The sequence below is a fragment of the Streptomyces liliifuscus genome, assembly GCF_016598615.1.
Classification (GTDB): domain Bacteria; phylum Actinomycetota; class Actinomycetes; order Streptomycetales; family Streptomycetaceae; genus Streptomyces; species Streptomyces liliifuscus.
Map to the genome: position 1 here is coordinate 6223248 of NZ_CP066831.1, position 11822 is coordinate 6235069.

General features: G+C 70.4%; 13 protein-coding genes. 9 read left to right on the plus strand and 4 right to left on the minus strand.

Going from position 1 to position 11822, the window contains the following annotated elements; all coding sequences use genetic code 11:
- Positions 1–67 precede the first annotated feature (67 nt).
- Complete coding sequence (locus JEQ17_RS26725; protein WP_200397571.1) at positions 68–415, plus strand: ArsR/SmtB family transcription factor; 348 nt, start codon at positions 68–70, stop codon at positions 413–415.
- 22 nt (positions 416–437) lie between these two features.
- Here JEQ17_RS26725 and JEQ17_RS26730 read toward each other — a convergent pair whose 3' ends face one another.
- The gene (locus JEQ17_RS26730; protein WP_200397572.1) at positions 438–1550 is read right to left on the minus strand and encodes a sensor histidine kinase; all 1113 of its coding nucleotides are present in this window, start codon (positions 1548–1550) and stop codon (positions 438–440) included.
- Between the two features lie 47 nt (positions 1551–1597).
- A complete protein-coding gene (locus tag JEQ17_RS26735) occupies positions 1598–2278 on the minus strand; it encodes a response regulator (RefSeq protein ID WP_234048381.1) in 681 nt (226 codons plus the stop codon).
- A gap of 188 nt (positions 2279–2466) precedes the next feature.
- Between JEQ17_RS26735 and JEQ17_RS26740 the strand changes: the two genes are divergently transcribed.
- The 3 genes from JEQ17_RS26740 (at position 2467) to JEQ17_RS26750 (ending at position 5385) form a co-directional block, all read left to right on the plus strand.
- Positions 2467–3738, plus strand: coding sequence for a DUF418 domain-containing protein (locus tag JEQ17_RS26740; RefSeq protein WP_200397573.1), 1272 nt, complete (start codon positions 2467–2469; stop codon positions 3736–3738).
- Positions 3739–3968: 230 nt separating this feature from the next.
- The gene (locus JEQ17_RS26745) at positions 3969–4175 is read left to right on the plus strand and encodes a hypothetical protein (protein WP_200397574.1); all 207 of its coding nucleotides are present in this window, start codon (positions 3969–3971) and stop codon (positions 4173–4175) included.
- Positions 4176–4428: 253 nt separating this feature from the next.
- Complete coding sequence (locus JEQ17_RS26750; protein ID WP_234048382.1) at positions 4429–5385, plus strand: DMT family transporter; 957 nt, start codon at positions 4429–4431, stop codon at positions 5383–5385.
- Here JEQ17_RS26750 and JEQ17_RS26755 read toward each other — a convergent pair.
- Both JEQ17_RS26755 and JEQ17_RS26760 read right to left on the minus strand, forming a co-directional pair.
- Entirely contained in the window at positions 5288–6184 is an 897-nt protein-coding gene (locus tag JEQ17_RS26755) for a LysR family transcriptional regulator (RefSeq protein ID WP_200397575.1), read from the minus strand. The genes JEQ17_RS26750 and JEQ17_RS26755 overlap by 98 nt on opposite strands.
- Positions 6185–6224: 40 nt before the next feature.
- Complete coding sequence (locus JEQ17_RS26760; protein ID WP_200397576.1) at positions 6225–6662, minus strand: PLD nuclease N-terminal domain-containing protein; 438 nt, start codon at positions 6660–6662, stop codon at positions 6225–6227.
- Between the two features lie 106 nt (positions 6663–6768).
- On the opposite strand from JEQ17_RS26760, the gene JEQ17_RS26765 reads away from it, so the two are divergent.
- The 5 genes from JEQ17_RS26765 to mqnE all read left to right on the plus strand — a co-directional run bounded on the left by JEQ17_RS26765 (position 6769) and on the right by mqnE (position 11722).
- Positions 6769–8229: a menaquinone biosynthesis decarboxylase gene (locus JEQ17_RS26765; RefSeq protein ID WP_200397577.1), complete on the plus strand. Its 1461-nt coding sequence runs from the start codon at positions 6769–6771 to the stop codon at positions 8227–8229.
- The gene (gene mqnP / locus JEQ17_RS26770) at positions 8226–9128 is read left to right on the plus strand and encodes a menaquinone biosynthesis prenyltransferase MqnP (protein WP_200397578.1); all 903 of its coding nucleotides are present in this window, start codon (positions 8226–8228) and stop codon (positions 9126–9128) included. The genes JEQ17_RS26765 and mqnP overlap by 4 nt, the downstream gene beginning before the upstream one ends.
- 87 nt (positions 9129–9215) lie before the next feature.
- On the plus strand, positions 9216–9893 hold the full coding sequence (locus tag JEQ17_RS26775) for a UbiX family flavin prenyltransferase (protein WP_200397579.1): 678 nt from the start codon (positions 9216–9218) through the stop codon (positions 9891–9893).
- Between the two features lie 138 nt (positions 9894–10031).
- Positions 10032–10487: an Lrp/AsnC family transcriptional regulator gene (locus JEQ17_RS26780; protein ID WP_055616806.1), complete on the plus strand. Its 456-nt coding sequence runs from the start codon at positions 10032–10034 to the stop codon at positions 10485–10487.
- A 71-nt stretch (positions 10488–10558) separates the two neighbouring features.
- Positions 10559–11722: an aminofutalosine synthase MqnE gene (gene mqnE, locus JEQ17_RS26785; protein ID WP_200397580.1), complete on the plus strand. Its 1164-nt coding sequence runs from the start codon at positions 10559–10561 to the stop codon at positions 11720–11722.
- Positions 11723–11822: the final 100 nt, after the last annotated feature.

The window sequence follows — 11822 nt, forward strand, 5'->3', positions numbered from 1 at the left end:
CGTCGAACACTCGGCAAGGCGGAAGCGACCTGGCTCAACGGGGACCTTGCGCAACGGGGAGGCGGACATGGCGGAACGCGTCGGTCATCGGGCTGCCCCCGAGCACACCCACCCCGACGAGGTCCCGGTCCTGACCGCCCTCGCCGCCCTCTCCGATCCCGTACGGATCACGCTCGTACGGGAGCTGGCGGGGTCCCCCGTCTGGACGCGCAGCTGCGGAAGCTTCGACGTGCCGGTCGGCAAGGCGGCTCTCAGTCATCACTTCTCGGTGCTGCGCGGCGCCGGACTCGTCGAGCAGCGCGACGAGGGGGCCAGGCGCGTCAACCGCCTCCGCCGCGAGGAGTTCGACGCCCGCTTCCCGGGTCTCCTCGCCCTCGTCCTGCGCGACGACCGACCCGCACGTCCTCCTGAGTGAGGGCGGCCCACCCGGTGAGCGGTCAGTCGGTCGTCGCCGGCAGTCGAAGCCCGGCCCGGTAGCCGCCGTCCTCCGTCGGGCCCGCCTCGAAGGAGCCGTCGAGGTTCTCGGCCCGTTCCCCCAGGCCGATCAACCCCTGTTGCGATCCCGGCAGTTCGAGGGTGGGACGGGTCGGCGGGGTGTTCGTGACGGTCACGCCCAGCTCGTCGCCCAGGTGCCACAGCTGTACGGTCGCCGTCGCGCCGGGCGCGTGTTTGCGTACGTTGGTGAGGGCCTCCTGCACGGTCCGGTAGACCGCGCGCTGGACCGGGGCCCCGATACCGGGCGGCAGTTCGCCCTCCAGGGTCACCTCGATACCGCTCGTGTCGATCAGCTGCCGCAGGTCCGCGAGGGTCGGCTGCGGGGTCAGTTCGGTCGTACGGCCGCCCGAGGCCCGCAACAGCGTGACCATGTGCCGCAGTTCGTCGAGTGTCGTGACGCTCAGCTCGCGGATCGTCCTGGCGGCCTCGCGCGTGCCGGGGTCCGGCGCGCCGACCTGCAGCGCCCCGGCCCGTACGGCGATGAGGCTCACCTGGTGGGAGACGACGTCGTGCATCTCCCGGGCCAGCTGGGCCCGTTCGCGGGCCAGCACGTTCTGGGCGTGCAGCCGCCGCTCGTGCTCGCGTGCCTCCTCGATCTCGACCAGCCGGGCCGCGGCGTCGCGCCGGGCCTGGACCAGCTGGCCCAGGAAGACCGGAGCGGCCGCGGTGGCCAGCAGATAGACGAAGTTGACGAAGGTCCAGGTGCGGTCGTCCGACGCGTACTCCGACAGCGGCCACGGCATGGCGGATGCCGCCGCCGACGCGATGGCGCAGACGATCAACAGGCGGCGGTCCCGGCTGCGTTCGGCCAGCGTGTAGAGGGCGGCCAGGGGTGCCACCACGACCGACGAGAACAGCGCGGCGGGCAGCGACAGCAGGAAGACGGGCAGCGGAAAGCGCCGCCGCACCGCGAGGGCCGCGCAGGCGGCGACCGAGAGGACCACCTCGACCGGGGTGTCCCGGTCGAGCTGCCACCACACGTCAAGCGCCGCCAGGGCGACGAGCAGCACGTCGACGAGCCGGGCCGCCGCCACCGGACGCGTACGCCCGGCCATGAACCACCGGTTCCCCTTTCGGACAGCCGCGCCTTCCACCGCCTCCCTCACCTTCGACGGCCCGCTTCCCCGCCGCGCCCGCCCAGCAGCCCCGCCCGTTGCGCGAGCAGCGCCGCCTGGACACGGCTGCCCACCCGCAGCTTGGTGAGGATCGCGCTGACGTGGTCCTTGACCGTGCCCGCGCTGAGGTGGATCCGCGCACCGATGTCGGCGTTGGACAGCCCCTCCGCGACCAGCACGAGCACCTCGCGCTCACGGCCGCTGAGCAGGCCGACCCGGCGTACCTCCGGATCGTCCCCGGCCCCCGCCGCGTGCCCGGGGTGGCCGTGCAGCATCGACCGTGACGCCTTCGGCGACAGCACCACGCCACCGGCCGCGAGAGTCCGCACGAGCTGTGCCAACTGCTCGGGCTCGGTGTCCTTGAGGATGAACCCGGCCGCGCCCGACCGCAGGGCCGTCACGATGTACTCGTCCGAGTCGAAGGTGGTCAGCATCGCCACGACCGGTGCCTCGGGCATCGCCCGGATCTCCCGCAGCACGGTCAGCCCGTCGACGTCGGGCATCCGGATGTCCAGCAGCACGACGTCGGGCCGCAGCCGCGTCACCGTGCCGGCCGCCTCCGCGCCGGTGGAGGTCGCGACGACCTCGATGTCCTCGGCCGCGTTGAGGATCAGTTCGAAGCCGGACCGGATCAGCGCCTCGTCGTCCACCACCTGAACCCGGATCACTCGCGTCCCGTCTGCCGGCCTGTCGCCCACCTGTTGATTTCGGGCCAAGCCTAGGCACACCGGCCCGCTCCGGCGCATCGACGGGACGGTGAATCCGCCGCCCGGCGGGGTGGGTCCCGCCACCCGGCGGGGGGTCGCCGGACGCTCGGCGGATGGGCCCCGAGCTGCGATTTTCCCAGCCTGGAAGCATGACGCAGAACGCATCGGAGCCCAAGGCCCCAGAGACCACCGCCGCCGGTCCGGCCGCCGCGCCCGCCCGCGGGAGCCGCCCGTCGCAGGCGGCCTCCGCCGGCCGTCTCGTCGGTGTCGACCTCGCCCGCGGTCTCGCCGTCTTCGGAATGTACGCGGCCCACGTCGGCCCCGACCCGGCGGGCGGCGGTGCCACCGGCTTCGTGATGGAACTGGCCCACGGCCGGGCCTCCGCCCTCTTCGCCTTCCTGGCGGGCTTCTCGATCATCCTGATGACCGGCCGCCGGACGCCCAGGACGGGCCGCGAGGGACGCCAGGCCGTCGCCAAGGTCCTGATCCGGGCGGTCGTCCTGCTCGCCCTCGGCACCTGGCTGACCTCCACCGGCACCCCCGTCGAGGTGATCCTCGCCTTCTACGGCCTCTACTTCGTCATGGTCCTGCCCTTCCACCGCCTGCGCCCCGCCACCCTGGCCGCACTCGCCGCCGGTACGGCCCTGCTGCTGCCCCAACTCCTCTACGCCGTCCAGCGGTCGATCGACAATGGCAGCTGGGCCGAGACCGTCACCCGGCACGACCCGCTCGCCCGCGTCAGCGACACCGGCGGCTTCATGGAGCTGCTGTTCAACGGCAGTTACCCCGCGCTGACCTGGATCCCGTTCGTCCTCGCGGGCATGGCGGTGGCCCGTCTCGACCTCGCGTCCACGGTCGTACGCGCCCGTCTCGCCGTCACCGGCGCCGGCCTCGCCGTGCTCGGGTACGGCGGCTCGTGGCTGGCCCTGCACCTGGTCCCCGGAGTGCGCGGTGCCCTCACCGAGAGCACCGCGGGGGAGGGCGGCTGGGGCGGCGGTTCCGGCTCGGTCATGTCGGCCTGGTGGTCCGACACGGCCGGCTACCCCACCGGCGACACCACCGCCTGGCTGTGGGTGGCCTCCCCGCACAGCGAGACCACCCTCTCCGTGATCGCCAACACCGGAGTCGCCCTCACGGTCCTCGTCGCCTGCGTCGCCGCCGTCGAGACCCTGCCCCGCTTCCGCCGTCTCGCCGGGCCGGTCGTCGCGGTCGGCACGATGTCCCTGACGGCGTACGTCTTCCACATAGTCGGTATCCGGATCCTCGGCATCGAGGAACTGCCCGGCTCCCCGCTGTACGTCCTGCTCGGCTTCATCGCCGCCGTCACCGTCCTGGCCGTCGTCTGGTCCCGCTACTTCCGCCGCGGACCGCTGGAGTACCTGCTGGGCCGGGCCACCGGGCCGGCCCGCTATGTGAGGTAGTGCTCCGCGCGCAGGTGCCGTCTCAGCACCACATCGGCGTCGGTCCCCGCGCTCCGGCAACTGATCCTCCCCGCAAGGAGGTTGGCCGTGGCCCGTGCCCCCGGTGCGTGGTAGGGCTAGCTGCACCTTCGTTCAGGGAGGTCGCTTCATGGTGGTGTCGGGCGGGGGGCGGGATGGTTGTACCAGACGATCCGAGAGGTTCACGGCCTCTCCACCCGGAAGGAAACGTCATGAACCTCTCCGCAGCCCCCAGCATCCCCTCGGCCGAGCCGACCCCCGTCGTCGTGACCTCCGAGAGCGAGCTCGCTCCGCTGCTGGCCGCCTGGGACCAGGCGCACCCGGCCGCCAACGACGATCCCGAGTGGCGACACCTGCTGGACGAGATGGCCCATCCGCGCACGACCCAGGCGTTCTACCGCCTGGCGGCGGGACGTTGACCGGTGGGGCCTTTTTCGCCCCCGCCGCCCCTACCCATTCCCGTCCCTTGGGGGCTCCGCCCCCAGACCCCGCTGAAAATCAGCCCCTCCGGCGTTTGAGGAGCGGGGGTTCGGGGGCCGGCCCCCGGAAAGGGACGGGAATGGGTAGGGGCGGCGGGGGCGAGAAATGTCATCGGGCGGGCCGATGGGCCCATCGGGAGGACGCCCCGGTGGGGCGTGGACCCGTACCGGCGGCCGCTCGTAGCTTCGGGGCATGGCTACAGACAGCTCGTCCGAGCGCAAGGGCACCGTTCAGCTGACCGCGGCGATGGTTCTCTCCGGAACCCTCGGCATCTTCGTCGTCGAGTCGGGCGCCTCGCCCCTCAACGTCGTGTTCTTCCGCGTGCTCTTCGGAGCCCTGGCACTCGGCGCGTACGCCCTCGCCCGCGGCTACTTCCGCGACCACGGGCTCACCCCGCGCAAACTCGGACTCGCCGCACTGGGCGGCCTGTTCATCGTCTTCAACTGGGTCCTCCTCTTCCAGTCGTACGAGAACACGTCGATCTCGGTCGCGACCGTCGTCTACCACACGCAGCCGTTCTACGTGGTGCTGCTCGGCGCCCTCCTCTTCCGCGAACGCCTCACCGCCGCGAAGGCCGGCTGGATCGCGCTCGCCTTCGGGGGCCTGATCCTGGTCTCGGGCGTCACGCCCTCGGACTTCACCGGCGGCGACGGCACGTACGTCCTCGGCGTCGGCCAGGCCCTCCTCGCCGCGCTCCTCTACGGCCTGTCCACCCTGGTGACCAAGCGCATCACGGGCGTACGCCCGCACCTCATCGCCCTCGTCCAGGTCGTCGTCGGGATCCCGCTGCTCCTGCCGTTCGCCGACTTCGGCGCGATGAGCGGCACGGGTGCCGACTGGGGCTGGCTGGTCGGCCTCGGGGTCGTCCACACGGGCCTGATGTACGTCCTGATGTACGCCGCCTACGCGCAGCTGCCGACCGCCAAGATCGCCGTGCTCGCCTTCACCTACCCGGCGGTGGCGATGGTCGCGGACTGGGCGGTCTACGGGCACCACATCGGGCTCGTCCAGGCGCTGGGCGTCCCGCTGATCGTGGCGGCGAGCCTCAAGGTCACCCTTGCTCGGCAACCAGCTTCCGCGCCTGCTCCACGAACAGCCGCGCGTGCGCCGGAAGCCGCTTCCCGGACCGCCACGCCAGCTGAGTGCTGAGGGTGAACGGCTGCTCCCAGGGCAGGGCCACGAGCCGGCCGTCGGCAAGCTCCTCCGCCACCGTCACCGCGGGCAGGAGGGCGATGCCGAGGCCGGCCGCCGCCGCGCGCTTGGTCGCCTCGATCGTGCCGAACTCCATGAACGGGACCGGCTCCGCGGACTCCGTGTTGAGCTCCTCCTCGAACAGGTCCCGGTAGGCGCAGCCCGGTTCGGTGGCCAGCAGCGGCTCGTGCACCAGATCGGCGGTCGACACGGTCGGCACGGCCGCTCCCGCCAGGGGATGGCCGGGCGCCGCCACCAGCGCCAGCGGCTCCTCCGTGAGCAGTGTGACCTCGAGACCGGTGTGCTCCGTCTCCCGCTCCATCAGGAAACCCACGTCGTACGTGCCCTGCCGCAGCGCCTGCCGGGTCTCGTCGCCCAGCGTCGGACGCATGGACAGCCGCACCCCGGGATAGCGGTGGTGGAACAGTTCGAGGAGCGGGGACAGACGGTAGGACGTCAGCGACTCCATCGTGCCGATCGTCAGCGTGCCCGAGGGCTCCTCCGTACCGACGACCGCCGCCCGTGCCTCCTCGCTCAGCTCGATGATCTGCCGGGCGTAGGGGAGGAGCCGTTCGCCCGCCTCGGTCAGGCGGATACGGCTGCCGAGCCGGTCGAAGAGCTGCGCCCCGAGCGAGGACTCAAGGGCGCGGATCTGGCTGGTCACGCTGGACTGGGCGTACTTCAGCTCGGCCGCCGCCTGCGTGAAGCTCAGCACGGTGGCGACCTTCTCGAAGGTGACCAGCAGACGGATCTCCATCTCAGGGCTCCATCTCGGAACTGCGTCTCAGAACTCCACGTCAGGGCTTCGGCGGTGTCGAGTCGTCCGGGCCGTCGCCCGTTCCGCCCTCGCGCCGCTTCAGCTCCTCCTCGCGGCGGCGGAGGTCGTCCTCCCAGTTCTTGAGGTGCGCCTCGTCGTCCGTGACGGCGTCCGTAGCGGCGTCGTCCTTGCCCTCGCCCTTGCTGTCGTCCTTCTTGTCGTCCTTCAAGGACTTCAGGAACTCCGGGTTGTCGTCGGGCGCGACCCAGCCGCCCCGGCCGGAGGAGAGGCCCCGCGGCTTGCGCTGGTGGCCGACGATCAGCCAGGAGATGGAGCCGACGAGCGGGAACAGCAGCACGAGGATCGCCCAGAGGGGCTTCGGGATGTACCGGATGTCCTTCTCGTCGGTGGTGATGCAGTCGATGAACGCATAGATGCTGAGCCCGAGCGGCACCAGAATCATCAGCACCCGAAGCATTCGGCGGTCCCCCTGCGTGTGGAGAGTGGAGATGCGTGCGAGATCGGGGCCGGGTGAGCGGCCCCCGTTACAGGTTCAGCGTAGCGAGTAGCCGATACTGGAACGCATGGCTTACGACGATCTTCGCTCCCTGCTCCGGGCGCTTGAGCGCGAGGGCGACCTCAAGCGCATCAAGGCCGAGGTGGACCCGTATCTGGAGGTCGGGGAGATCGTCGACCGCGTCCAGAAGGCGGGCGGCCCCGCTCTGCTCTTCGAGAACGTGCGCGGGTCGGCGATGCCGCTGGCGATGAACGTCTTCGGGACGGACCGCAGGCTCCTCAAATCGCTCGGCCTGAAGTCGTACGAGGACATCAGCGAGAAGATCGGCGGACTGCTCAGGCCGGAGCTGCCGCAGGGGTTCATCGGGGTGCGCGAGGCCTTCGGGAAGCTCGGCGCCATGACCCACGTACCGCCGAAGAAGATCAAGTCCGACAACGCGCCGGTGCACGAGGTCGTGCTCCAGGGCGACGAGGTCGACCTGGACCAACTGCCGGCCCTCTTCACCTGGCCCAAGGACGGCGGGTCCTTCTTCAACCTGGGCCTGACCCACACCAAGGACCCGGAGAGCGGCATCCGCAATCTCGGGCTCTACCGGCTCCAGCGCCACGACAAGCGCACCATCGGCATGCACTGGCAGATCCACAAGGACAGCCGCAACCACTACCAGGTGGCCGCGCGCAAGGGCGAGCGGCTGCCGGTCGCGATCGCCTTCGGCTGCCCGCCCGCGGTGACGTACGCGTCCACGGCACCCCTGCCCGGTGACATCGACGAGTACCTCTTCGCCGGGTTCGTCCAGGGCAAGCGGATCGAGATGGTCGACTGCAAGACGGTGCCGTTGCAGGTGCCGGCGCAGGCCGAGGTCGTACTCGAAGGGTGGCTGGAGCCCGGCGAGATGCTGCCCGAGGGGCCCTTCGGCGACCACACCGGCTTCTACACCCCGCAGGAGCCCTTCCCGGCCCTGACCATCGACTGCGTGACGATGCGCAGGCGCCCGCTGCTCCAGTCGATCGTGGTCGGCCGGCCGCCGACCGAGGACGGTCCGCTGGGCCGGGCGACGGAGAGGTTCTTCCTCCCCCTCCTCAAGATCATCGTGCCGGACATCGTGGACTACCACCTCCCCGAGGCGGGCGGCTTCCACAACTGCGCGATCGTCGCGATCGACAAGAAGTACCCCAAGCACGCCCAGAAGGTGATGCACGCCGTCTGGGGCGCCCACATGATGTCCCTCACCAAACTGATCGTGGTCGTCGACTCCGACTGCGACGTCCACGACCTGCACGAGGTCGCGTGGCGCGCACTGGGGAACACGGACTACTCCCGCGACCTCACCGTCGTCGAGGGACCGGTCGACCACCTCGACCACTCCTCGTACCAGCAGTTCTGGGGCGGCAAGGCGGGCATCGACGCCACGAGGAAGTGGCCCGAGGAGGGGTACACACGGGACGGCGGCTGGCCCGACATGGTGCTGTCCGACCCGGAGACGGCGGCGAAGGTCGACCGCCGGTGGAAGGAGTACGGACTCTCGTGAGCAGCGCATCAGCCGCGATCCCGCAGCCGGGGCGCACCAAGGCGTTCCTGCGCCTCGTCATGATCGAGCACTCCGTCTTCGCGCTGCCCTTCGCGTACATCGCGGCGCTGACGGCGATGTTCACGCTGGACGGGAACATCCACTGGGGCCGGCTGCTGCTGGTGACCGTCGCGATGGTCGGTCTGCGTACCTTCGCCATGGCCGCGAACCGGATCATCGACCGGGAGATCGACGCCCGCAATCCCCGTACGGCCCATCGCGAGCTGGTCACCGGCGCGATGAGCGTGAAGCACGCGTGGACGGGCGCGCTGGTCGCCCTGGTGTTCTTCCTCGGCGCCGCGGCCCTGCTCAACCCGCTGTGCCTGGCGCTGGCGCCCATCGCGGTCATCCCGATGGTCGTGTACCCGTACGGCAAGCGGTTCACGAACTTCCCGCAGGCCATCCTCGGTCTCGCGCAGGCGATGGGGCCGATCGGCGGCTGGCTCGCGATCACCGGTGAGTGGTCCTGGGACGCGGTGATCCTCGGCCTCGCGGTCGGCATCTGGATCGGCGGCTTCGACCTCATCTACGCCTGCCAGGACGTGAAGACGGACCGCGAGATCGGCGTCATGTCGGTCCCGGCCCGCTTCGGCATCCCGGCGGCCGTCTGGGGCGCGCGCGTCTGCCACACCCTCACGACGGCGCTCTTCGTCTGGTACGCGCTGGCCACCGACGCGGGCACCTTCTTCTGGGTCGGCCTGGTGATCGTCGCGGGCGCGTTCCTGTACGAGCACTCGATCGTCCGCCCGCACGACCTCTCCCGGGTGAACCGCGCCTTCTTCAGCGTCAACGGCTTCATCGGGATCGCCCTCTTCGCGTGCGCGCTGCTCGATCTGTTGGTGCGCGGCCTGACCGTCTGAGCACCGTGTGGGCAGGGTGCGGTCCGCGGACCGCCCGCAGGCGCGGCCGGTCCTGAGCTCCGGGCGGCCCGCCGGTAGGCTCAGGGTGTGAACGCAGGAGAAACTCAGCGTCGGCCTTGGATCGTGGGGGTCTCCGGCGCGTCCGGAACTCCGTACGCGGCGGCCGTGCTGCGTGCCCTCCTCGCGGCCGGCGAGAGCGTCGACCTGGTCGTCTCGCGGGCCTCACGGCTCACGCTGCTCGACGAGACCGGGATCAGCTTCCGGGACGGCCACTGGCAGGAGGACCTGCGGGAGTGGCTCGGCCGGGGGGCCGACGGCAAGCCCGGCACCTTCGCGGTGGACGTCGACGACGTACGGCACTGGAGCGCGGGGGACCTGGCGGCGGGGCCGTCGTCGGGCTCGTACGCCTCGAAGGGCATGCTGATCGTGCCCGCCTCCACCGCCTGTGTCGCCGGGGTCGCGCTCGGCCTCTCCAAGGACCTGTTGCAGCGCGCCGCGAGCGTCACGCTCAAGGAGCGGCGCACGCTGGTCGTCGCCGTCCGCGAGACCCCGTTGAACGGGCAGACCCTGCGGCATCTGGTGACACTGGACGACGCGGGCGCGACCGTACTGCCGGCCTCCCCGGCGTTCTACGCGGGCGCGACCCACATCCAGGACCTGGTGGACTTCGTCGCCGGACGCGTGCTGGACGCGGCGGGCGTCGGGCACACGCTCTACCGCCGCTGGGAGGGCGAACTAGGCGGCGGCTCACGCACGACGACCTGAGCAGCATCCGAGCAGCACCTGAGCACGACGTTCGACCCGTACGACCCGTACGACCCGTACGACCGAGATGTACTTCTGAGCAACGCGCAGTACCCAATACATCACTTCAGGAACTTTCAGCGGAAGGCTATCGATCGCATGGACGCGGTGGACAGGCAGCTCATCCAGGCCCTCAGGGAGAACGGCCGGGCCTCCTACGCGGAGCTGGGACGCCTCGTCGGACTGTCGGGACCCAGCGTCACCGACCGCATCAACCGCCTGGAGGCCGCCGGTGTCATCACCGGCTACCGCGCGACGGTCGACGCGACCTCGCTCGGCCTCGGCGTCACCGCCCTCATCGGCATCTCGCTCTCCGACGCCACCGACCACGAGGACGTGGCGCACCGGCTCAAGGACCTCAACGAGATCGAGGACTGCTGGTTCATCGCCGGCGACGACTCCTACATGCTCAAGGTGCGGGCGCCCGACGTGGACGGCCTGGAGAAGACCATCCGGCGGCTGTCGGGGACGAAGGGCGTCTCCCGGACCCGCACGACGATCGTGCTCTCCACGAAGTGGGAGAACCGGGTGGGTGAGCTGCCCGAAGAGGAGTAGCCGCCTGCTTCGGGATGGCCGGACGGCTGGGCGTACGGTTGACAGGGTTCGTCAAGAGGAGAGGTACACGCATGGATGTCGGGCTCAAGCGCGAGCTGGAGGACAAGGTCCGGGCCGGTGAGCGGCTGACCCGCGAGGACGGCATCGCGCTGTACGAGTCGGACGACCTCGCCTGGCTGGGCGGGCTCGCCCACGAGGTGCGGACGCGGAAGAACGGCGACGTCGTCCACTTCAACGTCAACCGCCACCTCAACATGACGAACGTGTGCACCGCCTCGTGCGCCTACTGCTCGTTCCAGCGCAAGCCGGGCGAGAAGGACGCGTACACGATGCGCATCGAGGAGGCCGTCCGGCTCGCCAAGGCGATGGAGGGCGAGAACCTCACCGAGCTGCACATCGTGAACGGCCTGCACCCGAACCTGCCGTGGCGCTACTACCCGCGCTCGCTCAGCGAACTGAAGAAGGCGCTCCCGGACGTCTCGCTGAAGGCCTTCACGGCGACGGAGATCCACCACTTCGAGACGATCTCGGGGCTCAGCGCCTCCGAGATCCTCGACGAGCTGATCGACGCGGGTCTGGAGTCCCTCACCGGTGGCGGCGCGGAGATCTTCGACTGGGAGATCCGGCAGCACATCGTCGACCACCGCACCCACTGGGAGGACTGGTCGCGCATCCACCGCCTCGCGCACGAGAAGGGTCTGAAGACCCCGTGCACGATGCTGTACGGCCACATCGAGGAGCCGCGTCACCGGGTGGACCACGTCCTGCGGCTGCGTGAGCTGCAGGACGAGACCGGCGGCTTCCAGGTCTTCATCCCGCTGCGCTACCAGCACGACTTCGTCGACGTGAAGGACGGCAAGGTCCGCAACCGCCTCCAGGCGCGTACGCAGATGGCGACCGGTGCGGAGGCGTTGAAGACCTTCGCGGTCTCCCGGCTGCTCTTCGACAACGTGCCGCACGTCAAGGTCTTCTGGGTCATGCACGGTGTCCAGACCGCCCAGCTGGCGCTGCAGCACGGCGCGGACGACATGGACGGCTCGGTCGTCGAGTACAAGATCACGCACGACGCCGACAACTACGGCACGCCGAACAAGCTGACGCGTGAGGATCTGCTCGACCTGATCCGTGACGCCGGGTTCCGGCCGGTCGAGCGGAACACTCGGTACGAGATCATTCGCGAGTACGACGGTCCCGACGCGGGGCGTCGGGAGTCGCCTCAGCCGATGAGGGTTTGAGGCTTCTCGCCCAGTTCCCCGCGCCCCTAGGTACCTAGGGGCGCGGGGAACTGCGCAGTCTTTTGGTCTTTTGGGGGTTCGGGGGCGGAGCCCCTGAGTT

Excerpts from the sequence above, each read along its gene's own strand:
- JEQ17_RS26725 (WP_200397571.1), top strand. The coding sequence starts at position 68 with ATGGCGGAACGCGTCGGTCATCGGGCTGCCCCCGAGCACACCCACCCC.
- JEQ17_RS26730 (WP_200397572.1), bottom strand. The coding sequence starts at position 1,550 with ATGGCCGGGCGTACGCGTCCGGTGGCGGCGGCCCGGCTCGTCGACGTG.
- JEQ17_RS26740 (WP_200397573.1), top strand. The coding sequence starts at position 2,467 with ATGACGCAGAACGCATCGGAGCCCAAGGCCCCAGAGACCACCGCCGCC.
- JEQ17_RS26745 (WP_200397574.1), top strand. The coding sequence starts at position 3,969 with ATGAACCTCTCCGCAGCCCCCAGCATCCCCTCGGCCGAGCCGACCCCC.
- JEQ17_RS26750 (WP_234048382.1), top strand. The coding sequence starts at position 4,429 with ATGGCTACAGACAGCTCGTCCGAGCGCAAGGGCACCGTTCAGCTGACC.
- JEQ17_RS26755 (WP_200397575.1), bottom strand. The coding sequence starts at position 6,184 with ATGGAGATCCGTCTGCTGGTCACCTTCGAGAAGGTCGCCACCGTGCTG.
- JEQ17_RS26760 (WP_200397576.1), bottom strand. The coding sequence starts at position 6,662 with ATGCTTCGGGTGCTGATGATTCTGGTGCCGCTCGGGCTCAGCATCTAT.
- JEQ17_RS26765 (WP_200397577.1), top strand. The coding sequence starts at position 6,769 with ATGGCTTACGACGATCTTCGCTCCCTGCTCCGGGCGCTTGAGCGCGAG.
- JEQ17_RS26780 (WP_055616806.1), top strand. The coding sequence starts at position 10,032 with ATGGACGCGGTGGACAGGCAGCTCATCCAGGCCCTCAGGGAGAACGGC.
- mqnE (WP_200397580.1), top strand. The coding sequence starts at position 10,559 with ATGGATGTCGGGCTCAAGCGCGAGCTGGAGGACAAGGTCCGGGCCGGT.